This window comes from Bowmanella denitrificans (assembly GCF_002887595.1).
Lineage (GTDB): Bacteria > Pseudomonadota > Gammaproteobacteria > Enterobacterales > Alteromonadaceae > Bowmanella > Bowmanella denitrificans.
The window spans coordinates 228,155-251,708 of record NZ_PEBU01000002.1 but is presented as its reverse complement, the minus strand read 5'-3'; the positions used below and the strand labels follow the sequence as shown (position 1 = coordinate 251,708).

Here is a 23,554-nt window from a genome sequence, read left to right as displayed (position 1 = left end):
GTTATGCTAACACTCAAAGCATGTCGTTAGCGGTTTGGCTGGGAAGCAGTGCATTGATCTGCGCAGCCGGAATAAGTGTCTGTCCTGCAGCCACCACATCCTTACCCGACATGTTCACTATACGGGCCTGTACCAATACCCCTTGCCGATGCTTGGTTAATGTACCGGCTAATACATATTGAGCCTGAACATTGGGATTTAACTCTTTGTAGTCTCTACTAAGTACCAAGTCCCCTTCGGCCGTCACCCTGATATAGTCAGTCATCTTATAGTCCAGCACTTTAATGCCAAACTGATGTAGCTCTGAAATAAAGCTTTGAGAAATCTGTTTGCCCAGTAACTCTGATTTGTCGTAGTGTCCGTCCACGAAAACAAAATCAGCCACCACTATCGTCGTATTTTCATTCACATCACGCATCGTCATGGCCATATCATTCATTAACAGTCGCACATGGTCATGCACCGTCTCCTGGGATGACGGGAGACGGTGAGTTGAAAAAGTAGCAGGCTGAAAATTCTCAACGCTCTTAGATTGCTCGGCCTGTGGTGGCATTCCTTCCATCATCTGGCAACCACTTGCCGCCAACACGGCAATGAAAAGACAGGATCTCATCACCCTTCTCCTAATAAGTTTTCCGGCTTATCAGCCATTCTGATGTCCTCTGAACAGCAGATCTTTTATCATTTACTACTTTCATCGGCCTCTATACTTGATAACACCATTGTGGCACTTCTGACTTGCTCACCGTCAATGCGTGATGCTATTAAGTTTAGTCATAGCAAATACTGAGCAAATTCCGCGCCACAAATATTTTAACCAGCAGCCACCAATCATATGGCATTAAAAATGCTAACTATCAGAGACAAAAGCACGGTCACTTTGAAAGTGGCAACCTATTGACTCCCGAATACACAAGGTTTAACCCCTTAGACTATGACTTCGACAAAACTCAGCATCATCCTGCCAATACTACTGACTGTGACTGCCTGTTCGACTTTGCAGCCAGAGTCAACCGCTGCCACAAGTGCTGAGGGACAACAAGCCGTTTTAATGACGGACGAAACACTTCGCCAATACGTTATGGAATGGCAGGAAGCCAAACCAGGCATAGACAGATTGAATATGTTGGAGTCAGACCTGGCCTTCCTGATCGAAGAAATCAACCGGCTTTCAGAACTTAATACTGCTCCTGAACCCTATGCAGAGCCAGTCGACAATCAAGTTCTGGTCGCCGATGTTGAGCCATACAGTGCACCTGAGCCTGTTGAACAAGGCATGGCCGTCAATAGCCTGCCTGACAGGGCTCCGGCTTCGCTGCATGACCAGCAAGCCCATCAAACTTATTCATCAGATGGGGAAATTAACAGTACAGCGGGAGCCAATACCGGGTTGCACCTGGCCTCATTTCTTAAACCGCAAAGTGCCCAGTTTGGCTGGTATCTGATTCAACGCCGCGATGGTAATCTGCTGGAGGGTTTGTCAGCCAGACTGGAAAAGATTGAGAAATCTCGTCAAATTCTATACAGCCTGAAGGTGGGTCCTTTCAACAGCGCCGAACAAGCACAAACGCTGTGCCAACGTTTGAAAGCACGACAGTACCTGTGCCAGGTGGGCGATTTCAACGGGCAAGCCCTTTAAAAAAGGGCTCTATCAGGAGTCAGTCAGCTTTACGCCCAAAGATTTTTGTGCAGCCTCTAATAGCTTCAGGGCTTCGCCCCTTGAGTTGATACTGACTTCAGCGCTCGATACCGAAAAGCTGTCCAGCCCCATAATGTGTGTGCGGCTAGTCTTTAAAAACGCCACCACGTCCTCTTGCGACACTTTGGCTTCCTTAAGTTGGGCTGCGTACTCGCGGGTATTGCCCCATTCATAAAACTCTGACAAACGGTTTAACTGATCCATACGCTTCTGCAGGCCCTGGTCGGCATCCAGGTATTGCTGCAGACGCTTTAATCCCGGCTCGGCATCCTCTGCATCGGCGCCTTCAACCTGCCATTTACCGTCCTGTAGCTTTATCTCAACGGACTGATTCACATCGAAGCGTTTGGCCAGGTCCTGCAACTGCTCTGCCACAGGTTTCATATGAAAAGAAATCATATTGTCGAGACTTTGCAAACTGACCGTGGTCTGCCCCTCTTCCATTTTTTTCAGGGTTTCATCCATTTGCTTGTCACTGGCATTATCCAGGCTGTTGTCTACCTCAAGCAGATCCTTGGCGAGGTTCTGCTTCTGAGACTGCACAGCTCTGTCCAACGCTTCCTGAGATTTGGCCGGATCATTAAGATAATCCATCAGGCTCAGGCCAGATTGAATTTGCATGCTTGACACTCCTGGTCAGAAAAAGGGCTCACCCCTTAAGTAACTTAACGCCTTCAGCGGGCTTGGCACTGTTTAACAACGCATTGGCCACATCAGCTGGCAAGAAGCCCTGCGCTGATCCCACCACCATCTTGGATTTCATACCCACCACCCTGGCATTAATCAGATACCCGCCCTGATGCCTTGCCAAGGTGCCGGTGATCACATATTGAACCGGCTGCTTAGGTGAGACTTCCAGATAATCGCGACTCAGGACAAAATCGCCCTGCTCTGTGACCCGGATAAAATCACTGGTCTTAATATCAATAAGCGGAATACCAAACTGATGGATCTCATGCATAAAACTCTCAGCAATCTGATTGCCCAACAAATCAGCCTGGTCAAAAGGGCCATCCAGGAAAACAAAACTGCTTACCGCCACTGGCGTTCTGGCACTGACAAACTGCAGGTTATTGACTAAATCCTGCATGATGCCGCGCACGTAGTGATTGATGTTGTGCAACTGCGGATCCCGCTTCTCGGTATTTTGCCCCGGTTGCTGCTGAAATTGCGGCCGATATTGCTGACCAAACCCCAAACTGGCCTGGTGTGCCTTTGACAGCGCTTGCTCCTGCTCGTTGTCAGCCAATGTCGTGCATCCACTCAGAAATAAGCTCAACGCCACAACTGGAATCAATGTTTTCATCATGCCCCCTAGTACTGGCCGCGGTAGATCATATTATTTCGATTGACGACCTTGCCCTGCGGCCAGGCCACATCATTGGGCAGGTAATCCGTGGCGGCGGCCACTACCCGTTTGGCTGGCAATTCAATCAGGCGCAGGTTAACCATCAGGCTATGTTGCTGCTGCGAGTAAGTACCGGTTAAAAAATACTGCAGGTCTACTTGCTCGCTGAGCGCTTCTACGTCACGGGACAACATCAGGTCCCGCCCGCTTTCGATATGCACCGCTGGCAAGGTTTTAAACTCGATCACACTCAGTCCGGCCTGCGTTGCAAAAGTAACCAGACTCTCTTGAATCTGCAGGCTCAGAGCGCGGTGCTCCGGCAAACTTTTGCCACCTTCCAACTGGGCGGGCAGAATCGTGCCGATGGCCAGTGGCGAGCCTGGATGTATGCGCCCGGCAGTGTCAAACATTTGTCGAATCATACGTTCCACGTGCAGATGCAGATTATCTTGCTGGTCTGCGTAACTCTGCGTGCTGAGTGCCGCTTTGTTAGCACAGCCCGCCAGCATAAAGAGGCTTAGGACAAGGCAACACATTGTGACTAGAGGTTTCATATAGGATATGACCAACGTTTTATTCGCTATCTCAGCTCAACAACGCAAATATCACGCCAACCCGTTACTTAAACCTGGCAGTTTAGTTGTACCTTGGTGCTGTGGTAATCCCCAATACTCCGACGTATAGTAACAAAGCCCTTATTTTTCATGTTGTTGCCTTATGTTTAGTATCTGGCTTCTGACCTTGCTAGCGGTAATCTACCTGGCCCTGCTGTTTGCGGTAGGATTCTGGGGCGACCGTTACCACAGTTCTGCGGGCCAAAGACAACGACCCGTTATCTACAGTCTGGCATTGGGGGTGCATTGCACATCCTGGGCCTTTTTCGGCACTACCGCCCAGTCGGCCACTTATGGCTGGGCCTTTACCCCAACTTATGTGGGTAGTGTGCTGGCTTTCGCCCTGGGCTACCCGTTGCTGGTGCGTATTATCCGATTATGTCAGCAGCACAATATCAGTTCGCTGGCCGATTTTATGGGCAGCCAGTATAAACATTCCCATTTTATTGCGGCCTTTGTCAGCCTGATTTGTCTTATCGGTGTGATGCCCTACACGGCATTGCAACTGGACGCCGTGACCACCAGTGTCAGCCTGCTGGCCAATGATCAAACCCAATGGCCTGGTGGCATCAGTTTTTATGTAGCACTGCTGATGGCTATCTTTGCCATTTTGTTTGGTACCCGCAGCCTGAGCCTGACGGAGAAACACCCAGGATTGATGCTGGCTATTGCGTTCGAATCCTTGGTAAAAGTGCTGGCTTTGGTGTTGGTAGGCCTGTTTGTTTGCTATCAGATGTTTGATGGCATACTGGATCTGCTCGGACAAGTACAAGTTAACCCGGACACCCGGCAGATCTTGTCCAGTACCCAGTCGGCCCCTCTGGTTTACCTGTGCCATATGCTGCTGGGCTTTTTATCCATGTTCTGCCTGCCACGGCAATTTCATGTGAACTTCATCGAAAACAATGGTGAATTAGAACTGCAACGCGCCAGATGGCTGTTCCCCTTGTATCTGCTGAGCATTAATCTGTTTGTGTTGCCCATTGCATTAGCGGGTAAGTTATTGCTGCCCGAAACCAATGCCGATACCTATGTACTGGCCTTGCCCATGCTGGCCAATAGCAGTTGGTCAGCGCTGGTGGCATTTATTGGTGGGCTGTCTGCCGCATCAAGTATGATCATTGTGGCAACTCTGGCCATGGGGGTCATGATCGCCAATAACCTGATTACCCCGCTGTGGCTGAAACTACACTTTCGCGCCGATCAGCACCAGGTACTGCGCCCCTCTGTGCTGCTGAATATTCGCCGTTTTACCGTAGTATTGGTAATAGGCTTATCTTACCTGTATTCCCAATATTTAAGTCAGGCCGCCCCACTGGTCAACAGCGGCATTATCGCCATGGCGCTGCTGGCTCAACTTGCCCCAGCCATGCTGTTTGCACTTTATTGGCAGAACAGCAGTCGTCTGGCGGCGCTTTGTGGCATCGTAACCGGATGCTGGGGCTGGGTCGTATGGCTGTTATGGCCAAGTATTAAAGCCAGCTATTACTTTGAGGCCGTGCCCAGCGATCACATGATGAGTCAGGGGGTGGTAGCTAGTCTCAGCATCAATCTCATCGCCTTTATGCTGGTAAATTGGCTGCGTGGCAGGTTTAAACAAACGAGCAGCATGCTTGAGGCATCGCAGCCTTCAGTGCCCACCATTCGCATTGGCACCTTACTGGCTGTGACACAGCGGATCCTGCCCAACACGCAGCAAACAACACTGCAGAAAAGCCTGGCTGATGCAGACAGACAAGCTTATGCCAGTGGCTTGCTGATTCAAAAAGTGGAGCGGGAACTGGCCGCTCAGGTTGGCAACGCCGGGGCGCGTATTTTACTGTCGGCGCTAACAGAGCAGCACAGTGTTCCGATCGATGAGCTGGTGGGATTGGTGGAAGAAGCCAGCCAGAGCTATCAATTTAACCATGAATTACTGCAGGCCTCTGTTGAGCATATTGAGCAGGGCATCAGTGTGGTCGACAGACACCTTAAACTGTTGGCCTGGAACAGCCGCTACATCAGCCTGTTTAACTACCCGCAAGGCTTTATTCATGCAGGCATGCCATTGGAGGATTTACTTAGGTTTAACGCTTCGCGCGGTATGCTCGGCGACACCGTAGATGTGGATGCCGAGGTAGGTAAACGCCTTGCACTTATTCGCCAGGGGAGCAGCTATAAATATTTGCGTAGCCAGCCCGATGGGCGGGTCATTGAACTTCAGGGTAATCCCATGTCGGGCGGTGGTTTTGTGACCACCTATGCCGATATTACCGATCACGTTGAAATTCAGCGTGCCTTGCAGGACGCCAAATCGGGCCTGGAACAACGGGTCGCAGAGCGCACTGTGCAATTACAGCAAGCAAAACTGGATGCAGACAGGGCCAACGAGAGCAAAACCAAATTTCTGGCCGCCGCGGGCCACGATCTGATGCAGCCTTTTAACGCAGCCACATTATTTGCCGGCATGATTGCTCAGCAAAGCAAGGGACAGCCCACTGAAGAACTGGCTCGTGGCTTGTTGCAATCATTGAACAGTGCGGAAGAGCTGCTGACTACCCTGCTGGATATGACACGGCTGGACTCTGGTGTGCTAAAAGTGAATCAGCAAACCTTTGCCCTGGCGGAAATACTTGATGCGCTGGTAGCGGAGTTTAGTCTGTTGGCCTCTCAAAAAGGGCTTACTTTACACTATCGGCCGACTCACTTAAGTGTCTGTTCCGATAAAAAACTACTGCGAAGGGTGATTCAGAATCTTATTTCCAATGCTGTACGTTATACCGATAAAGGCAAGATACTGGTTGGCGTCAGGCGCAAGCAGGGCCAGTTGGTATTGCAAGTTTGGGATACCGGACCGGGCATCGCCAAAGACCAGCAAGCGGAGATATTTGCCGAGTTTCATCAGTTACAAAGCCATAATCAACAAGGTCTTGGCCTGGGCTTAACCATAGTAGACAAGATCAGTCAGCTACTGGGACATACTCTGCATCTGGATTCACAGCCGGGTAAAGGCAGCTGTTTTGGTTTGCAAATTGCTATGGGGGAACGTCAGCCCATGCTACCCCGACAAATGACGCCTGAACAGCAAGATAACAGCCTGTGGTTGCAAGGTAAGAAAGTGTTGGTGGTAGATAATGAACAACAGATTTTGCAGGCCATGCAGCAGTTGTTCAGCCAATGGGGGGCTGACATTGAAGTGGCGGCCACTGCCGAACAGGCAAAACTAAAAACGCCTGATGCGCCGGATCTGTTGTTAATGGATTATCATCTGGACCAGGGTGAAATTGGTACTGAGGTTGCCCACCAGCTTTATCATCACTGGCGCAGCAAAGTTGTCACGATACTCAACTCCGCCAATCATGATGAAGAAATTCGCGCCAGCGCTATCGAGGCAGGCTTTAGCTTTCTGCATAAGCCGGTTAAGGCCGGTGCGCTAAAACGCCTGATTAAGACCTTGTTGGCCACGCAAAAAGCTGATTAATCGTATAGCTGGGGCTATTGCCAAGTGGGATATTCGAGCACAACCAGCTCGAACTCGTTAGCCAGTGCGTTAATGATTCTGGCCGCGCCGCTAATACTGCCAAATCGCTGATGCTGCCATTCACACTCCAGCACACTGGTACCTTTTCTTAACTTACAGTGCCAGCGCTCCGCGTCGGGTGAAAAGGCCTGATAAGCGTCGGTGATTTCCCAACCACTGTTCCGGTAGACCTGAATAATATGTTCAAATTGTTGTGCGCCAATAGCCTCAACAATACGCAGGTCATAGCGTCTGAACGTCAGTTCCACATACTTGCGGCGAATTAAGCTGATGAGATTCATTGTGTTCCAATCCGTGAATCAGGCGACATGGCATAGATGTTATCTCTACCACAGACTGGCTGGTTGGCAACCTGATGATTAATCGCATTCTCTGCATAGTAGCTGGAAAGCCTTTTTGCATCTGCCTGGTTAAAGGCTTCAACCCAATGTTCGACAATCTGTCTTGGTTGCATAACGCTCGCCACAATATTTGCCCCTATGCTCAGTGCCCATTACGGGCAATGGTGTTGACTAGCCTGTCGGTGCAGCCCCCAACAGCGGCAAATGCCGGATCTGTTGATAGGTTAAGGCAAGTTGAATGCAATGTTTGAGCGTATTTAGCGGTAATGGCGCTGTCAGCCCTAATACTATCGCCCGGTTGCCCTGATACGCCAAAACATCACCATACAATTCTCGGAAAGTATCCACCAGCTTGGTATTACAATTAAAAAACACGTAATACTCTTCAGGCGTTTTGGCTTTCCAATCGATCCGAATAGGGCTTCCTGATTTAACTTTATAACTGGCTTCGCCCCATTTCAGCGACTCTTCAACCTTCCCCAGTTTCAGCTCCTGTGCACATTGCAAAATTAAGCAACGAAGTTCACTAAGTTTCTGGCGAGCCAGTTCAGGGTAATCACTGAAACGCGCCTGCACTGCATTTTCCATTTCCAATTTCCTTCAAAGCTCCCTCAAGCAAATGGCTTATGTACGGCAAAAATCAATAGGTTTAACCAAATGAGCAATATCCCGCTTGTCAATTAACTGCATAAAGGCGTCACCTAATCTGTCTGACTCCAACAACACCTTTTGCCAGTAGGCAATGCGTTGTGGCGCAGGCATGCTTTCAAAATCCTTGCGATCCGGAATCTTAGCAAAGGGTAATGCGGCGACAAACTCAGCAGAAGGCACCAGCATCAACACCTTGTCATAACTGGCTGCTGCCGGTCTGCGAGATTTCAGGGATTTGTCAAACCAGCCAGGTACAGGTCTGGCGTTAAAGTGGGGATACAGAATCAGTCCCTTGGTTGGACCAAACTGTAAATCAAAGTGGTAGTCAATAATCCCCCCATCCCTGTACATACCAGGTGGCGCACCTGGGATATCTTTTACCCCCTCCAATACCAGCGGAATAGAGCCAGACGCCATTAGTGCACTGTGCAGATTCTCTGCACTCAGCGCAATTTGCTGACAAGACATTCCCCATGGATCCGCAATATGCAGGCCTGCATCCACTGCACCAAAGCTGAATCGCTGATAGAAACCCGCCAACCAGTTGCGCCGGATAAAGTTTGCACCGGCACTGGCCAGCAAACCAGTCATCTGCGCCATGCGACCTTCGCTGGCCAGCAGATGGCGGCAACGGGCAACAATAAAGTGTGCTTTGATCACCGGATTCTTGAGGATTTCATCCACGCCCGTTTCACCCAGCACGTAATCAAGCAATTGTCGGCCCTTATCACTGATTTCCCTGGCATCAGGTTTGGCAGAATAAACCGTTTGTGAATAGCGCTCTGCCAGGCGGTTCAGGGCAGACAGAGAATCATTTTGGGCAAAGCAAGCGAAACGAAAAGCACCGGCTGACGACCCTATCGCATGCAATGGCCGCCGCCGCTGTTTAAACAACTCCGGAAAGATCACTCTGTCCAGTCCGGCTAATACAAACCACTTGGGTCCACCCGATGCTCCTAACATGTAGTCAAACAGCTCAGAGTGCAGCCCCTCTTCCTGAATACGGCTTAGGGCCGATGGTCCGGCATACAGCTGCAACACAGACATTCTCAGTCCTTAGCAAGTGTTATTCACAGTTGGCCCCTTTTACGGGCAGAAATGATCGCCGTCAAGGGCAATTTCCGGCAAAATTTTCGTTGACATTGGTAAATTTAAGCACAATAAGCGCATTAATTAACCGCTGTAGAAATTCCGAACAGAATATCTTTTTTCTTTTATTTCATAAAGTTATGTCATTTATAACGAGAACTCAACAAGGTTATCCACAGATATAGTGGATAACCTTGTCAGGATCGACGGATCTGTTAACTTGCAGGTCTCACAGGCCTTACGCAGAATAGGCAACCATGGCATAAGCCGACATTCGTCAAAATACGTCCGCAAGGTAGATAAGATAAAGATGTGGAATATCCGCCGTTTTGTAATCCACGAGCAGCCCGAGGTATCACGCCTGCAACTGCCGGTATTGGCACCCGTGAGCGGCAGAGTCTGCCTGCTTGATGAAGTCCCCAGTCCGGCCTATGCCAATGGCCTTTTTGGTGCGGGTATTGCCATTGATCTCAGTGGCTACAAGATCCAGGCACCGTTCGATGGGGTATGGCTGGACCATTCTGTCACCGGCGAGTGCCTGCGGATTAAAAGCCGTCAGGGACTGGAATTGCTCATTCAAGTGGGCATAGACAGCCATAAATTAATGGGCCAAGGTTTTCGGTCCAAGTCGGCCAAAACTGGTAGTTTCAGTCAGGGAGATACCTTATTGGAATTTGACCTGAGGCTTTTGAAAAACCGGGCACGCTCAGCACATTGCCTGGTCCTGACCTCACAAACACAAAAACTCAGTGCTATTCAGGCACATTGCCACAGCGTGCTGGCCTGTCAGGAGCCCTGCATGACGCTGCACTTTCGATAACCAGTTCCATATTCCGGCAAACAAATGATATAGCAACCTCAACCGCGAACGGTTCAAACCAGTATGACTTTAAGCTAAGCTTGCAGCCCACTTTCACTCAGATAATAACGCCCATGACCAAGCTGTTTGGCATTAAAAATTGTGACACCATCAAAAAGGCCAGAACCTGGCTGGAGCAGCACAGTATTGCTTATGAATTTCATGACTACCGTGCAGATGGTCTGGATCCAACCTGGCTACATCAAGTGGCCAGCAGTCTGGGCTGGCAAGCACTGCTGAATACCCGCGGCACCACTTATCGTCAGTTAAGTGACGAACAAAAAGCCGATATGAATATGGACAAAGCCTTGAGCCTGATGTGCGAGTTTCCCGCCATGATTAAACGCCCCTTGCTTCAGCATAATCAACAATACCACCTTGGCTTTAAGGCCGATCAGTATGCGAGCCTGTTCCATGCAAAATGACGTACTGGCACTGGCCAAAGCCCTGATTGAACGGGATTCTGTTACCCCAGCCGATGCGGGTTGCCAAACCATGATGGCGGAATTTTTACGCCCACTTGGCTTTGATATCGAGATGCTACCGTTTGAAGACACCCTGAATATGTGGGCACGAAAAGGCAAGCAAGGGCCGCTGTTCTGCTTTGCCGGACATACCGATGTCGTTCCCCCGGGCCCCCTGGATAAATGGCAATTCCCCCCCTTTAAGCCTACCGAAAAAGACGGTTACTTATATGGTCGGGGCGCGGCCGATATGAAAGGCAGTCTGGCGGCCATGTTAGTCGCCACCCGGCGTTTCGTGGAAACGCATCCACAACATAATGGCTCCATCGCTTTTCTGATTACCAGTGATGAAGAAGGTCCCTTTATCAACGGTACCACCCGGGTTATTGACACCCTGGAAGCCCGTAACGAAAAGATCACCTGGTGTCTGGTGGGCGAACCTTCCAGCACCGCCAAGGTAGGCGATGTGGTAAAAAACGGCCGACGCGGCTCACTCACCGGCCATTTGCAGGTAAAAGGTATTCAGGGGCACGTGGCTTATCCGCACCTGGCTCGCAACCCTGTGCACCAGGCAGCCCCCGCATTGGCTGAATTGGCAGCGGTACAATGGGACAAAGGCAACGCGTCCTTTCCTCCCACCAGTTTTCAGATCTCCAACATCAGCGCCGGAACCGGCGCCGGTAATGTGATCCCAGGAGAGCTGGCGGTGCAATTTAACTTTAGGTTCAGCACCGAAGTCACTGACCAACAACTGATTGAACGCACCCGCAGCATATTGGATGCTCACCATCTTGAATATGAGCTGGACTGGACCTTTAACGGCCAACCCTTTTTAACCGACAGCGGCAAACTGGTGGATGCAACCCGTATCGCCATTCGCAAGGGCTGTGGGCTGGAAACCGAGTTATCCACCGCTGGCGGTACCTCAGACGGTCGTTTTATCGCTCCAACCGGTGCGCAGGTCATTGAGCTTGGACCGGTTAACGCCACTATTCATAAAGTGAACGAATGTGTCAAAATCGAGGATCTGTATAAACTGGCAGACACCTATGAAGCCTTGCTGGAAGGTTTGCTATGTTAACGGCGTTGCAGCTCACAGGACGGGATACCAGTCATCTGATTGAATGGCGTCCCGGCCATTGGCTGCAACCAGATGTAGCAAAAGCCCTGGAGAAAATGCAGAAGGCCGCCCAGGCCGATGGTGTGGGACTGGACTTAGTTAGCAGTTACCGGGACTGTCAGCGCCAGTTGGCCATCTGGAATGCAAAGTGGCTGGGGCAACGACCGGTGCTGGATATCAACAGCCAGGTGCTGCCAATGGAATCATTAAGCGATAAACAAAAGCTCTATGCCATTCTGACCTGGTCGGCCCTGCCCGGTGCCAGTCGCCACCACTGGGGTACAGATATGGATCTTTATGATAAAGCGTCCGTACAGCAAAGCGGCCGTACTTTTCAGTTGGTATCGCAAGAATATGCTGCTGAAGGCCCATGTTATGCGCTGTGCTGCTGGCTGGACAGCTATGCAGAAGACTTCGGTTTTTTCCGTCCTTATGCGAAATATCAAGGCGGTGTCGCGCCTGAGCCCTGGCATTTCAGCCACAAAGCATCGGCGAGATTAATGCAGCAACAGCTGAGTCTGACCTGCCTGAGCGATTGCATACAGGCCTTGAATATTGAGGGCAAAAGGGTGATCCTTGAGCATCTGCCGGACATTTACCGCCGATTCGTTCAACTGCCCGATGAGGAAAAAACATGAGCTGGACTGTCGCCCTGATCATTGCCCTGGTACTGGGGGTAATTGTCAGCAATCTGCTGTTGCTGAAACAAAGCGCCAAGCACAAACTGCCCAGCCTTAAGGACAAACAACAGCAGGGCAATAACCCAGATTGGGATAAAGACGATTAAGAAATGCGCATCAACCTCGATAGCGCACCGCAGTGCCGCTGATACTCACCATCAGCATACTGCCTTTGCTGCCCACTACCTGATAATCAATATCCACCGCCAGAACGGCATTCGCGCCTAACGCTCTGGCTTCAGCTTCCAGTTCAGCAAAGGCAATTTTACGGGCTTTGGTCAGTTCATCCTCATAGGAGCCACTGCGTCCACCCACTATGTCACGAATAGAGGCAAAAAGGTCACTAAACAGATTCGCCCCCATCACCGCTTCGCCAACCACAATGCCCAGGTAAGCCTCAACTTCCTTACCGTCCAGATGATGTGTCGTACTGATAATCATGCCTTGATGTCCTCTAATAATTCACTCATTGCCATTATTTCCTGCTGCGCTGTGGCCGCATCGTATCCTTTAGCGGGATATTTTCCCCACACAGGGGCAGGCCAGGCGATATCCTTTTTATACCTGGCAATATGGTGCAGGTGCAACTGTTCTACCACATTACCAAGAGCAGCAATATTCATCTTATCGGGCGCATAACGCTGCTGCATCACCCGGGTAAGTCGTGAGGATTCAAGCCAAAGTTGCTGTTGTTGAGCAATGGATAGATCCAGAATCTCTCTGGCTCCCTCTATCTTGGGTACCAGTATCATCCAGGGATACTGGTTGTCATTCATCATAAGTACCAGACATAAAGGCAGTTCGGTAACCAGATGGCAATCCTGATTAAGTCGGGGATCCAGTTGAAACATAGAATATAAGTAGCTAGCCTGAAGGTTGTAGTCACCAAAGATAACCTAAAGTTGTACAAACTGCCCAATCCATTTCCGATTTCACTTGCCGCTTGCCTGCTAATTGCGCTGGCTACATCACTCATGCCTTTGCAAAGCCGGGCATTGCCATTAAAGGTGGTAACGGAAATATCGCCCCCCGCACAGACCCTGGTCGACGGCCAGGTGTCAGGCGTGGTGACCGAACGGGTACGTAAAGTGTTAACCGATGCCAATCAAGCGGCTCAGATCCGGGCCTATCCCTGGGCTCGCGCCTACGACCTGGCCCTGAGCACTCCCAACACCCTTATCTATGCGATGGCCAGAACGCCTCAGCGTGAAGCGCTGTTTAAATGGATAGGTCCGGTAGGGCGTTATGCCCTTGGTTTTATGCAGCTTAGCCGCAATCAGCCGGTAAAAATCCAGACACTGCAAGACGCCAAAGCCTATATGATAGCCGTGCAACGTCAGGATGTGGCACTGGAAGTATTGAAACAACATGGTTTTGAAGAGGGCAAGCAATTACTGGTGACTGCAGATATTCAGCAATCCTGGACCCTTCTGCTGAAAAACAAAGTCGATCTGGTGATAGACGACCCAGACGCCATCGACGATATGCTGCAATCCATGCAACTTAAAACTTCCGATGTGCGCTTTGCTTATATGATCCCGGAGCTTGAGCAACTCACCTACCTGGCGGCCAGCTTAAACACTAATGACAGCCTGGTGGAGGCCCTGAGACAATCGTTGCAAAAACAGCAATTCCAATTGTCTCAACCATAATTGGCACAACCACAAAGTATCGATTGCACACCCAGTGCACTGTCGCCACAGACTGCGAACAATCTTTACAAACTGGTGGGAACAACCGTGAGCAACGCGCGCTGACCAATGGCGACCTTGGCATTAGGAAAAACGATGGCTTCACCTTGTTCCTGCACTTTGTATTGCACGCCCTCCTCCTCCGCTAATACATAATCAAGGGGAAAATCGGTAAAATTGGGAGCATCGTCAGCAAAGTTAAGGCGAAAATCTTCTTTAGTGCGATTGATCACCTGGTTGATTCTAAACACATGCAGTGCGTTTGGATCGTACCCGGGCAAAGCCACTTCGTCCTGACTGATCAGCGCCAACAGGGTTTCCCTGACCTGTGCAAAACGCGACATGTCATTTTCGCCAAAGGCCGCCACCTTACCCAGTTCGACGGTAAAGGCGTCGGCGCCAAATTCGTTGGAAGAGTAATAGCTAAAGGTCGTGGTGGGGCCATTTGACAACAAAAAAGTATTCACACCGCAGGCAAACAAAAACTGCAGTTGCGACTTTTTCCATGGCTGCCCGTGACGGTATGGGTAAACGGCAAACTTCTCATTCTTTGAACCACGGATGGCAGTATGCAGATCATAATGGCAGCGATAATTCTGCCCTATCCACTCGCCTTGCTGGTAGAAATCCGCCACGGCATCCTCAAGCTCTTTGGCTCTGACTCGCTCGGCGTTAACCAGACCCGGCCCTTTAGAATGGGCACCACTAAACAGTCGATTCATGTTCTCTTCGACAAAGCGCTCACCAATATCCATGGCCGGCAGGTTGCCAAATAAAAACAATACCCGATGACGCGCGCTAAACTGCCCTGTCAACAGACCTTGTACCAGTTCATCACATATTTCTATGGGGGCAGTTTCGTTACCATGCACCCCGCTGGAAAGCACAATATCCTTACCTTCAGGCTTACTTGGGGTAAAGCTGATAATACCTGGGGAGCGAATATACACTTGGGTGCCATCGTCCAGGCTAAATTCGATCGGGCTGGCAAAAAGGTTGGGCTGTTGGCGGCTTAAGGCCAGAAACTGGCCATGCTGACGCAATTGCTGTAGGGGCATAGAAATCCTGAGGAGTCTGCTTTTGGCCGCTATTCTAGCAGAAGCAGGCTGCGCGGTGCATCACCCTGTCCGGTTTCGATATGCCAGTGAATCCCCGACCATCAGGTCGGTATGGATCAGCTCGACCAAACGTTCAAACGGCACCGCTTTGGAAAACAAAAAACCCTGACCTTTATCTATGCCAATCTCACGTAGTGCATGCAGATGTTCCACTGACTCGATTCCTTCGGCAATCACTTTGCAGCCTAACGCACCGGCGATAAGTTGCGACGCCTGAATAATGGCCTTGTTGACCGGATTGCGATCCAGCCCCATCACAAAGGTTTTATCAATTTTAATGGTATCCAGCTCTATATCGCGAATATAGGCAAGATTAGAGTAACCCTTACCAAAATCGTCTACAGCGATGGACAAACCCAAGGCTTTTATTTGTCCCAACTGGCGTTTAACCAACAACGAATTCGACAATGCCACATCTTCGGTGAGTTCCAGTTCAATATTGGCCAGATTGACCCGATACAACCCGGCCAACCGTTTCACTTTGGCAACAAACTTTGAATCATAAAGCTGAGTGGGAGAAATATTCACAGAAACCTGAATATCCAGTCCCAGCCCCTCCAGCAGCATGGCGCTATAAAAGGCCCTTTCCAGCACCCAGTATCCGACTTCGTTCATCATATTGTACGACTCAGCAGCTTCAATAAAGCTACCAGGCACAATGATGCCGTCCAGGGGATGATTCCAGCGTAACAGGCATTCAGCACCAACTATCTTGAAACTGTGCAAATCCACCTTGGGCTGAAAATATAACTCCAGTTCATCATTGGCAAAGGCGCGTTTAAGGTCGGCTTTCAGGGCAAGTGACCGGCCGGTCTCAGGTTTTTCCTGCAGTCGAATGACCTGGAAATTGTCGTACTTATTCTGCTTAGCCTGTTTAAGCGCCATCTCAGCGCCGGAAAACAGTCGACTGGGGTCGCGATTGTCCGGCAGGTTGGCTACCGCACCGACATTAAAGTCGGCCACAAACGCATTATCGTCAAAACTGATGGGTGTCTTAAAGTGTTCAACCAGATGACTGTAAAAACCGCGCAGTTGGGTATCGCCATGGCATCCGGGTAGCATCAGACCGAAAATATCGCCGCTGATACGCCCCAGCAGGCATTGCTTACCGAACAAGGCTTTAATGCGCCGGGCCACTTCTTCGAGGATCATATCTCCGACCTTGTAGCCAAAACTGCTACTGACGTCGGAAAAACGCACCACATCAATAAACAGCAGCGACAACTCAGGCGATTCGCTAACAGCCTGCTCAATACGTTCAAAAAACGCATAGCGATTGGGAATGGTGGCCAGGGACTGGTAAAAAACACTCATTGAGTACTGCAACACCTCTGCTTACCGTGCAAAGTTTATCCTGTTTGCGCGATAAAAAAAAAGCCCAAATGGGGGCTTTAGACCGCCCACGTATTTGGGTGGCGTATTCCTGTCAAAAAGCTAAGCCCGGCCTACCCTGGCCGTAGCGGGCGCTAGTCTACCGTGCAAGGCGATAGTCGCCAAATTTTTTCAACATAATCCAGAATAGAACGATCGGAATTGAATTTGCCCATTCTGGCAGTGTTGAAAATGGCTTTTCTGGCCCAGCCAGCCTTGTCCCGGTAAGCTTTATCGGCTTTTTTCTGAGCCTGTGAATAGGCATCAAAGTCAGCCAGTACCATATAGGGGTCGCCCCCATCCAGTAAACTCTGCTTTACAGAAACCAGTTCACCTGGCTTGCCTGGCGTAAAGTAGTCCGTTTCCAGCCAGTCTAGAATGGCTTTGATTTCGCGGCTGGTATCATAGTAGTCATAGGGGTTGTAGCCAGCCTTTTGCATTTTGTGCACTTGTTCCACTGTCAGACCGAAAATAAAGATATTTTCCTCGCCAACTTCTTCGGCAATCTCAATATTCGCGCCATCCAGGGTGCCAACGGTGACCGCCCCATTTAAGGCCAGTTTCATATTGCCGGTGCCGGAGGCCTCTTTACCGGCCGTAGAGATTTGCTCGGAAATATCCGCAGCCGGGATCATTTTTTCCGCCAGGCTGACCCGGTAATTAGGTAGGAACACAACGCGTAGTTTGTGATTCACCCGCTTATCGTTGTTGATCTTATCTGCCACTTTGTTAATGGCATAGATAATATCCTTGGCCAGTTTATAACCGGGTGCCGCCTTGGCACCAAACAGAAACGCACGGGGATGCATATCATAATCCGGATCTTCCAGCAGTCGGCGATATAAAGCCATAATATGCAGCAAATTCAGATGCTGGCGCTTATATTCATGCAAACGCTTAATCTGCACATCAAAAATCATATTGGCATCTAATTCCACGCCGGTCAGCAGTTTCACCTCCGCCGCCAGATCCAACTTATTCTGATGCTTAATCTGCATAAACTGGCTCTGAAATTCTTTGTCATCCGCATAATTCGCCAGCCCTTGCAGTTTATCCAGATGCACCGGCCAGTCATCGCCGATCTTGCTGCTGATCAGTGTTGCCAAACGCGGATTACAGGCCTTCAGCCAGCGTCTTGGCGTGATGCCGTTTGTCACATTAGTCAGTTTACCCGGCCACAGTTGATCAAATTCAGGAAACAACTGCTCCTTAACCAGCTTGGAATGAATGGCAGCCACACCGTTAACGGCAAAAGAGCTGATCACCGACAGATTGCCCATGCGGATCATTTTCTCGCTGCCTTCTTCAATAATCGACAGCTTGCGTTTAATGCTGTCATTGGCAGGCCAGGTTTTGTCTACCAACTCCATAAACCTATGATTAATTTCATAGATGATTTCTAAATGGCGGGGCAGGATCTTTTCCAGCATTCTTGCCGGCCAGCGCTCCAGTGCTTCGGGTAACAAGGTATGGTTGGTGTAGGCAAAGGTGTTAGTACAAATGGCCCAGGCCTTGTCCCAATCCATTTCGGCTCTGTCCACCAAAATACGCATCAGCTCAGGAATAGCAATGGCCGGGTGGGTATCATTAAGTTGGATCACCACCTGGTCGGCAAAACGACTCCAGTCATCACCGTGCGCCCGCTTGTAGCGGCGAATAATGTCTTTCAAAGAACAGGCACAGAAAAAGTACTGCTGAATCAGACGCAGCTCTTTGCCGGCTTCGGTTTCGTCATTGGGATAAAGCACCTTGGAAATGGTTTCGGCCTGCACGTTTTCCCGCTGGGCATCCAGATAGCCGCCCGCGTTGAATACATCCCAGTTGAAGTAATTTGATGCCCGGCTTTCCCATAATCGCAGGACGTTAACGGTTTTACCGCCAAAACCGACCACCGGAATATCCCATGGAATGCCCTTTACAATGGAGCCAGGGTGCCACTCTTTGCGCATCTGGCCTTTTTCACCGTATTTGGTTTCCACATAACCATACAGTGGAATTTCCTGAATGGATTCAGGGCGGCAAATTTCCCATGGGTTACCGTAGTCTCGCCAGGTATCCGGACGTTCTATCTGCGCGCCATTTTGAATTTCCTGGCGGAACAAGCCATGTTCGTAGTGCAAGCCATAACCAATTGCCGGCATCTGCAGTGTTGCCAGTGAATCGATGAAACAGGCAGCCAGTCGTCCCAGACCGCCATTGCCCAGCGCCATATCTGGCTCTTCTTCCATCACATCGGCAATATCGACACCTAATTCCAGCAGCGCCTGACTGGCTTTCTCGTACAAGCCTAAATTCTGCAAATTGTTAGACATCAGCCTTCCCATCAGAAACTCGGCTGAAAAATAGTGCACCGCCCGGGTGTCATTCATATAGTGGGTTTTTTGCGTGGTACGCAGCCGTTCCATCACCTGTTCCTGCACTGCCGCGCAGGTTGCCTTCCACCAGGCATGGTTATTGGCCTTGTTTTCGTCTGTCCCCAAAGTGCAATGTAAGTGCCGGATAATGGCTTGTTTAATGTCGTTTTTGTCCAGATCCGTCACAGATTTTTGCGTTAGCAATGGCGCTTTCACAGCCTTATTCATTTTTAAGCCCTCCGGGTGCCCACCGCATCTGTATGCCGCATGGGCCTACTCAAAGTCAAAATTTGTCGCCGTTCCTGGCCATCCGCTTATCTACCCTGATTCACCCTGATGAGTGGAACCGACTCAAAGAGTCTAGTCGAACTGTTTCCACATGGCGCATTTTGTAATTTAATTACAAAGCAAATTTGAGTTTACTGTTTTTACCCGGAATTAAAATGGTATTTTTGTTGTTTTTTCGTTAACAAATAAAAAAGCCCGGCATAACCGGGCATTTTTCAATCATCATGTAACATAATTACAACATCAAAAGATCACAAATAGATCATTCCGCTTCAAACACCTGCTGAACCAGACTTTGTGCTTCGTTAATCAATGACGAAAGATGGTCATCTCCGTTAAAGCTTTCTGCATATATCTTGTACACAGATTCCGTGCCAGATGGCCGTGCCGCAAACCAACCGTTCTCGGTACTGACTTTTAACCCGCCAATGGCAGCATTATTGCCGGGCGCCCGGGTCAGAATAGTGTCGATATTTTCCCCGGCAAGCTGAGTGGATTTAACAACATCAGGTGTCATGCTGGATAGTCGTTTCTTCTGTATCGCAGTAGCAGGCACATCAATACGCTTATAGCTGGGGGCCCCGAACTTCTGAGTCAGGCCCTGGTAAGCCTGGCCGGGATCCTGACCTGTTACGGCAAGTATTTCTGCCGCCAGCAAACACAGAATGATGCCATCTTTATCCGTTGCCCAGGCACTGCCGTCACGACGCAGGAAAATGCCTCCGGCACTTTCTTCTCCTGCAAAGCCCATACTGCCATCCAGCATATGCGGTACAAACCATTTGAACCCAACCGGCATCTCGGCCAGTGGCCGATTCAGGGCATGCGCCACTCTGTCTATCATGCTGGACGAGACCAGGGTTTTACCGATTTTGAGCTTATCGTTCCACTGCGGACGGTGACGATAGAGATAATCAATGGCCACAGCCAGGTAGTGATTAGGGTTCATCAAACCAGACGATTTGCACACAATACCGTGTCGATCAAAATCGGCGTCGTTGCCAAAGGCCAGGTCAAACTTATCTTTCATGGCAATCAGACCTGCCATGGCATAAGGTGAGGAGCAATCCATACGGATTTTGCCGTCTTTATCCAGGTGCATAAAGGAAAAGGCCGGGTCAACACGGCGATTGACCACTTCAATATCCAGCTTATACCGCTCGGCGATTCTATCCCAATATGCCAGACCTGCGCCCCCTAGCGGATCGGTCCCCAACTTTAATCCGGCAGCGGCAATGGCCTGCATATCCACCACCTTATCCAGCTCTTCCACATAGTCCTGAGCAAAATCGCGTTCATGCACATAGCCACTGCGCAATGCCAGGGCAAAGTCCATGCGTTTAACACCCAGCAGGTCTTTGGCAATCAGGTCATTGGCACGGGTCTGAATCTGATCGGTCACCTGGGTGTCGGCCGGACCACCATGAGGAGGGTTGTATTTAAAACCACCATCTTCGGGCGGATTATGGGAAGGAGTGATGACTATGCCATCGGCAAACCCACTGCTACGCCCGACATTGTGTCTGAGAATGGCCAGGGAAATAGCCGGGGTGGGTGTATAGCCACGATTTGCTTCCACCACCAGTTGCACCTGATTGGCACTGAGTACCTCTACAGCGGTAATAAAGGCGGGTTCAGACAGGGCATGGGTGTCCATTCCCATAAACAACGGACCATCTATTTTATTGGCCAGGCGGTATTCAGCCAGCGCCTGACAGATAGCAGCAATATGTGCATCGTTGAAGGTGCATAACAAAGCGCTCCCTCTGTGCCCGGATGTGCCAAAAGATACGGCATGAGCGGGATCAGCCTTATCCGGCTTATTGCTGTAATAGGCTGCCACCAGCCTGGGGATATTTGCCAGTTTGTCAAGGTCGGCTGGTTGTCCTGCCTGGGGATGAAGTGCCATCGATTCTCCTTTTTCTCAAAACCTGTTAATCAAAGTTACTCAGTGTCGCCGACAAATTCAGGATCCAGATACTTAGCCAGCCTGGTCGCATCCTCATTGCTGTATCCCAGTAAATTGGCCACTTCCAGAACCATTGTCAGTTTTTTACGGGTGTTGTTGTTGGTCACGACCCAATAGCAACTGCCTGGCAACATTTTGGGATTGGTGCTGCTACCTGCCGCCAGCAACGCCTCTTTAGTGGTGGCGAAATAGGTGCGATTACGCCCTTTCAGTTCCAGCACTTTGGCAAATTCTTTACCCTGAAAACGTGCCAGGGCCGCCAGCACTTCAATAAAACGCTCAACCGCGCTGCCCATGTCACTGACGCCAGACTGTTCAAGGTAATCAAATAGGGCACCTTCCTGAACCGGTAACACCGATTTGGCAACCTGTTCTTTTTTCTTCTCTTGCTTTGCAACCGGTTGCGCTTCTATGGCAATGCCAGCCTGGCTAAATAGCAATCGACGCAGGATTTGCGAAGCACTCTCGCCGATATGTTGAGTTTGTGCGGCAATGTAACGATACAGCTCTTCATCAATTTCAATAGTTTTCATTTTTAGTACTGCTGATTATTCACCTGGGCATCATTATACTTTTCCAGGCTGCCGGGTACAGTGCCATAATCCAATTGCCATTTTAATGACACATTTGTTATAACGGCGCCCATTAAAAACTGGGCAAATCTCAACACTTATGAATTTGAATTATCAAATCAGTGGACAAGGACAGCCTCTGGTCCTGCTACATGGCCTGTTTGGCAGCCTGGAAAATCTGGGCGGCATCAGACGGGAGCTGGAAGACCAATATCAGATTATTGCTGTGGATCTGCCTGACCATGGTCGCTCTGCGCATAGCCAGACGTTCAGCTACCAGGCTTACAGTGATCAAATCCTGGCCTTATGTAAGCAACTGGGCCTAGAACAGGTCATTCTGCTTGGCCATTCCATGGGTGGCAAAGTGGCCATGACCATAGCGTTGCACCACCCTGCCCTGGTTAGCCGCCTGATCGTGGCAGACATTGCACCTGTGGCGTACAACGACCGTCACAGCCAGGTGTTCGCCGGACTGAATGCCGTCAATTTGCCCAATCTCACTGACAGACGCCAGGCTGACGCCCAGATGGCAACCCATATCAACGAAGCCGGGGTTCGCCAGTTTCTGCTTAAAAGCTTGACGTATGAACAAGATACCTGGCAGTGGCGATTTAACCTGGCACTGCTGCAACAATGCTACGGCGATATAATAGACTGGCCATTTAAAGGCCTGAGCTATAATGGCCCTACACTTTTTATTAAAGGTGGTCGTTCGGACTATCTACAGGCGGCATATAGGGATACAATCGCGGCGCAGTTTCCAAGCAGCCAGGGCCGCATCATTGCAGATGTGGGACATTGGTTGCATGCAGAGAAGCCCGCCGCCTTTGGTAAAATTGTTCGCGACTTTATTCGCACAGATGAGACTCATTAGCATTTGAGGCGTCGGTATGCTATAGTCCGCGCCGTTTTTGAGAGGTATCAGAGCCATGTTGAGTCAGTATTACGAGCAGATTGAAACTATTGTCCTCAACCTGACCCTGGTGGCCCTGTTCCTGCTAATGGGTTTTGCAGTGCACGATGTGCTGAAGAAAAACAATGTTCCCATGGCTGGTCGGGCTGTGGTTTATCTGGTGTTGTTTCTCGGCGCAGCAGGTTTCCTGGCAAAAGGGCTGATTCAAGTATTCTGGCAATCATCCGGCGTGGGTGGCTAACCGCGTCAAACAGAGGTATCAAAACATATGGCAAGTGTGGGACTATTTTTCGGTAGCGACACAGGCAACACCGAACATGTTGCCAAGATGATTCAAAAAGAATTGGGCAAAAACCTGATAGATGTTCAGGATATCGCCAAAAGCAGCAAAGAAGACATTGCCAACTTTGACCTGCTGATGTTCGGTATTCCCACCTGGTATTACGGTGAAGCACAGTGTGACTGGGATGACTTTTTCCCGGAACTGGAAGAAATCGACTTTACCGATAAGCTAGTCGCTATTTTCGGCTGTGGTGACCAGGAAGATTACGCAGAATACTTTCTTGATGCCATGGGCATGATCCGTGACATAGTGGAAGCCCGTGGCGCCATTATCGTGGGGCACTGGCCCACCGAAAGCTATCACTTTGAAGCCAGTAAAGGCATGGCCGATGATAAGCACTTTGTTGGCTTAGGCATCGATGAAGACCGCCAGCCAGAATTGACTGAGCAGCGCGTTAAAGCCTGGTGCAAACAGATACATGAAGAGATGTGTCTGGCGGAACTGGAATGATATTTCGCAATCGATAAAAAAGGGAGTGTGTACTCCCTTTTTTAATGTCTCTGCATGGTGAATGACTGGCGCAATCCGCCACCTGTATCAACGTCGCCAT

26 protein-coding genes are annotated in these 23,554 nt (G+C 49.9%); 11 read left to right on the top strand and 15 right to left on the bottom strand.

The features are described from left to right. Nucleotides 1–13: 13 nt before the first annotated feature. Nucleotides 14–613: a FlgO family outer membrane protein gene (locus CSR04_RS04665; protein ID WP_146027101.1), complete on the bottom strand. Its 600-nt coding sequence runs from the start codon at nucleotides 611–613 to the stop codon at nucleotides 14–16. A gap of 438 nt (nucleotides 614–1,051) precedes the next feature. Here CSR04_RS04665 and CSR04_RS04660 point away from each other — a divergent pair, with 438 nt between their 5' ends. Next, nucleotides 1,052–1,639 (top strand): SPOR domain-containing protein, encoded by a 588-nt coding sequence (locus CSR04_RS04660; protein WP_102795094.1) that lies wholly within the window; start codon nucleotides 1,052–1,054, stop codon nucleotides 1,637–1,639. Nucleotides 1,640–1,651: 12 nt separating this feature from the next. Here the strand turns inward: CSR04_RS04660 and CSR04_RS04655 are convergent, their stop codons facing one another. From CSR04_RS04655 to CSR04_RS04645, 3 genes are read right to left on the bottom strand one after another with little or no spacing between them, the layout of a single operon-like run. After that, nucleotides 1,652–2,320 (bottom strand): hypothetical protein, encoded by a 669-nt coding sequence (locus CSR04_RS04655; protein WP_102795093.1) that lies wholly within the window; start codon nucleotides 2,318–2,320, stop codon nucleotides 1,652–1,654. A 28-nt stretch (nucleotides 2,321–2,348) separates the two neighbouring features. After that, nucleotides 2,349–3,005 carry a FlgO family outer membrane protein gene (locus CSR04_RS04650; RefSeq protein ID WP_425427673.1) on the bottom strand — a complete coding sequence of 219 codons (657 nt, stop codon included), beginning with the start codon at nucleotides 3,003–3,005 and terminating at the stop codon, nucleotides 2,349–2,351. Between the two features lie 8 nt (nucleotides 3,006–3,013). Next, the gene (locus CSR04_RS04645; protein ID WP_102795091.1) at nucleotides 3,014–3,556 is read right to left on the bottom strand and encodes a FlgO family outer membrane protein; all 543 of its coding nucleotides are present in this window, start codon (nucleotides 3,554–3,556) and stop codon (nucleotides 3,014–3,016) included. Between the two features lie 208 nt (nucleotides 3,557–3,764). Here CSR04_RS04645 and CSR04_RS04640 point away from each other — a divergent pair, with 208 nt between their 5' ends. After that, complete coding sequence (locus CSR04_RS04640) at nucleotides 3,765–7,121, top strand: PAS domain-containing hybrid sensor histidine kinase/response regulator (protein WP_102795090.1); 3,357 nt, start codon at nucleotides 3,765–3,767, stop codon at nucleotides 7,119–7,121. 14 nt (nucleotides 7,122–7,135) lie between these two features. Here CSR04_RS04640 and CSR04_RS04635 read toward each other — a convergent pair whose 3' ends face one another. Genes CSR04_RS04635 through CSR04_RS04625 form a run of 4 tightly spaced genes read right to left on the bottom strand, consistent with a single transcriptional unit; the run spans nucleotide 7,136 to nucleotide 9,220 of the window. Next, entirely contained in the window at nucleotides 7,136–7,462 is a 327-nt protein-coding gene (locus CSR04_RS04635; RefSeq protein WP_102795089.1) for a hypothetical protein, read from the bottom strand. Next, complete coding sequence (locus CSR04_RS24875) at nucleotides 7,459–7,635, bottom strand: YybH family protein (RefSeq protein ID WP_172449234.1); 177 nt, start codon at nucleotides 7,633–7,635, stop codon at nucleotides 7,459–7,461. Before CSR04_RS24875 ends, CSR04_RS04635 begins: the two co-directional genes overlap by 4 nt. 58 nt (nucleotides 7,636–7,693) lie before the next feature. Beyond that, nucleotides 7,694–8,110 (bottom strand): DUF1801 domain-containing protein, encoded by a 417-nt coding sequence (locus tag CSR04_RS04630; protein ID WP_102795088.1) that lies wholly within the window; start codon nucleotides 8,108–8,110, stop codon nucleotides 7,694–7,696. Between the two features lie 36 nt (nucleotides 8,111–8,146). Continuing rightward, nucleotides 8,147–9,220 (bottom strand): hypothetical protein, encoded by a 1,074-nt coding sequence (locus CSR04_RS04625; RefSeq protein ID WP_102795087.1) that lies wholly within the window; start codon nucleotides 9,218–9,220, stop codon nucleotides 8,147–8,149. Between the two features lie 352 nt (nucleotides 9,221–9,572). Between CSR04_RS04625 and CSR04_RS04620 the strand changes: the two genes are divergently transcribed. The 5 genes from CSR04_RS04620 (at nucleotide 9,573) to CSR04_RS04600 (ending at nucleotide 12,492) form a co-directional block, all read left to right on the top strand. Further along, complete coding sequence (locus tag CSR04_RS04620; protein ID WP_102795086.1) at nucleotides 9,573–10,082, top strand: PTS sugar transporter subunit IIA; 510 nt, start codon at nucleotides 9,573–9,575, stop codon at nucleotides 10,080–10,082. 113 nt (nucleotides 10,083–10,195) lie between these two features. Next, a complete protein-coding gene (locus tag CSR04_RS04615; RefSeq protein ID WP_102795085.1) occupies nucleotides 10,196–10,546 on the top strand; it encodes an ArsC family reductase in 351 nt (116 codons plus the stop codon). Beyond that, the gene (gene dapE, locus CSR04_RS04610; RefSeq protein WP_102795084.1) at nucleotides 10,536–11,666 is read left to right on the top strand and encodes a succinyl-diaminopimelate desuccinylase; all 1,131 of its coding nucleotides are present in this window, start codon (nucleotides 10,536–10,538) and stop codon (nucleotides 11,664–11,666) included. Before CSR04_RS04615 ends, dapE begins: the two co-directional genes overlap by 11 nt. Then, nucleotides 11,660–12,343: a M15 family metallopeptidase gene (locus CSR04_RS04605; RefSeq protein WP_102795083.1), complete on the top strand. Its 684-nt coding sequence runs from the start codon at nucleotides 11,660–11,662 to the stop codon at nucleotides 12,341–12,343. The genes dapE and CSR04_RS04605 overlap by 7 nt, the downstream gene beginning before the upstream one ends. Then, the gene (locus tag CSR04_RS04600; protein ID WP_102795082.1) at nucleotides 12,340–12,492 is read left to right on the top strand and encodes a DUF2897 family protein; all 153 of its coding nucleotides are present in this window, start codon (nucleotides 12,340–12,342) and stop codon (nucleotides 12,490–12,492) included. Before CSR04_RS04605 ends, CSR04_RS04600 begins: the two co-directional genes overlap by 4 nt. Before the next feature lie 10 nt (nucleotides 12,493–12,502). On the opposite strand, the gene CSR04_RS04595 is transcribed toward CSR04_RS04600, so the two are convergent. Next, nucleotides 12,503–12,826: a heavy metal-binding domain-containing protein gene (locus tag CSR04_RS04595; RefSeq protein ID WP_102795081.1), complete on the bottom strand. Its 324-nt coding sequence runs from the start codon at nucleotides 12,824–12,826 to the stop codon at nucleotides 12,503–12,505. Beyond that, nucleotides 12,823–13,236, bottom strand: coding sequence for an HIT domain-containing protein (locus tag CSR04_RS04590; RefSeq protein WP_102795080.1), 414 nt, complete (start codon nucleotides 13,234–13,236; stop codon nucleotides 12,823–12,825). Before CSR04_RS04590 ends, CSR04_RS04595 begins: the two co-directional genes overlap by 4 nt. 51 nt (nucleotides 13,237–13,287) lie before the next feature. On the opposite strand from CSR04_RS04590, the gene CSR04_RS04585 reads away from it, so the two are divergent. Then, nucleotides 13,288–14,037, top strand: a complete 750-nt coding sequence (locus CSR04_RS04585) for a substrate-binding periplasmic protein (protein ID WP_146027099.1) — start codon at nucleotides 13,288–13,290, stop codon at nucleotides 14,035–14,037. Nucleotides 14,038–14,102: 65 nt separating this feature from the next. Here the strand turns inward: CSR04_RS04585 and astE are convergent, their stop codons facing one another. From astE to CSR04_RS04560, 5 genes are all read right to left on the bottom strand, one after another. After that, nucleotides 14,103–15,134 (bottom strand): succinylglutamate desuccinylase, encoded by a 1,032-nt coding sequence (astE, locus tag CSR04_RS04580; RefSeq protein ID WP_102795078.1) that lies wholly within the window; start codon nucleotides 15,132–15,134, stop codon nucleotides 14,103–14,105. 60 nt (nucleotides 15,135–15,194) lie between these two features. Beyond that, a complete protein-coding gene (locus CSR04_RS04575) occupies nucleotides 15,195–16,508 on the bottom strand; it encodes a putative bifunctional diguanylate cyclase/phosphodiesterase (protein WP_102795077.1) in 1,314 nt (437 codons plus the stop codon). A gap of 152 nt (nucleotides 16,509–16,660) precedes the next feature. Then, nucleotides 16,661–19,147, bottom strand: coding sequence for a glycogen/starch/alpha-glucan phosphorylase (locus CSR04_RS04570; protein ID WP_102795076.1), 2,487 nt, complete (start codon nucleotides 19,145–19,147; stop codon nucleotides 16,661–16,663). Nucleotides 19,148–19,469: 322 nt separating this feature from the next. Beyond that, a complete protein-coding gene (gene pgm / locus CSR04_RS04565) occupies nucleotides 19,470–21,116 on the bottom strand; it encodes a phosphoglucomutase (alpha-D-glucose-1,6-bisphosphate-dependent) (protein ID WP_102795075.1) in 1,647 nt (548 codons plus the stop codon). A 35-nt stretch (nucleotides 21,117–21,151) separates the two neighbouring features. Beyond that, on the bottom strand, nucleotides 21,152–21,709 hold the full coding sequence (locus CSR04_RS04560; protein ID WP_102795074.1) for a hypothetical protein: 558 nt from the start codon (nucleotides 21,707–21,709) through the stop codon (nucleotides 21,152–21,154). Between the two features lie 139 nt (nucleotides 21,710–21,848). Between CSR04_RS04560 and CSR04_RS04555 the strand changes: the two genes are divergently transcribed. The 3 genes from CSR04_RS04555 to fldA are packed head-to-tail and all read left to right on the top strand — an operon-like array spanning nucleotide 21,849 to nucleotide 23,454. After that, nucleotides 21,849–22,622 carry an alpha/beta fold hydrolase gene (locus CSR04_RS04555; protein ID WP_102795073.1) on the top strand — a complete coding sequence of 258 codons (774 nt, stop codon included), beginning with the start codon at nucleotides 21,849–21,851 and terminating at the stop codon, nucleotides 22,620–22,622. Nucleotides 22,623–22,677: 55 nt separating this feature from the next. Further along, entirely contained in the window at nucleotides 22,678–22,902 is a 225-nt protein-coding gene (locus tag CSR04_RS04550; RefSeq protein ID WP_102795072.1) for a DUF2788 domain-containing protein, read from the top strand. A gap of 27 nt (nucleotides 22,903–22,929) precedes the next feature. Next, on the top strand, nucleotides 22,930–23,454 hold the full coding sequence (fldA, locus tag CSR04_RS04545) for a flavodoxin FldA (protein WP_102795071.1): 525 nt from the start codon (nucleotides 22,930–22,932) through the stop codon (nucleotides 23,452–23,454). Nucleotides 23,455–23,554: the final 100 nt, after the last annotated feature.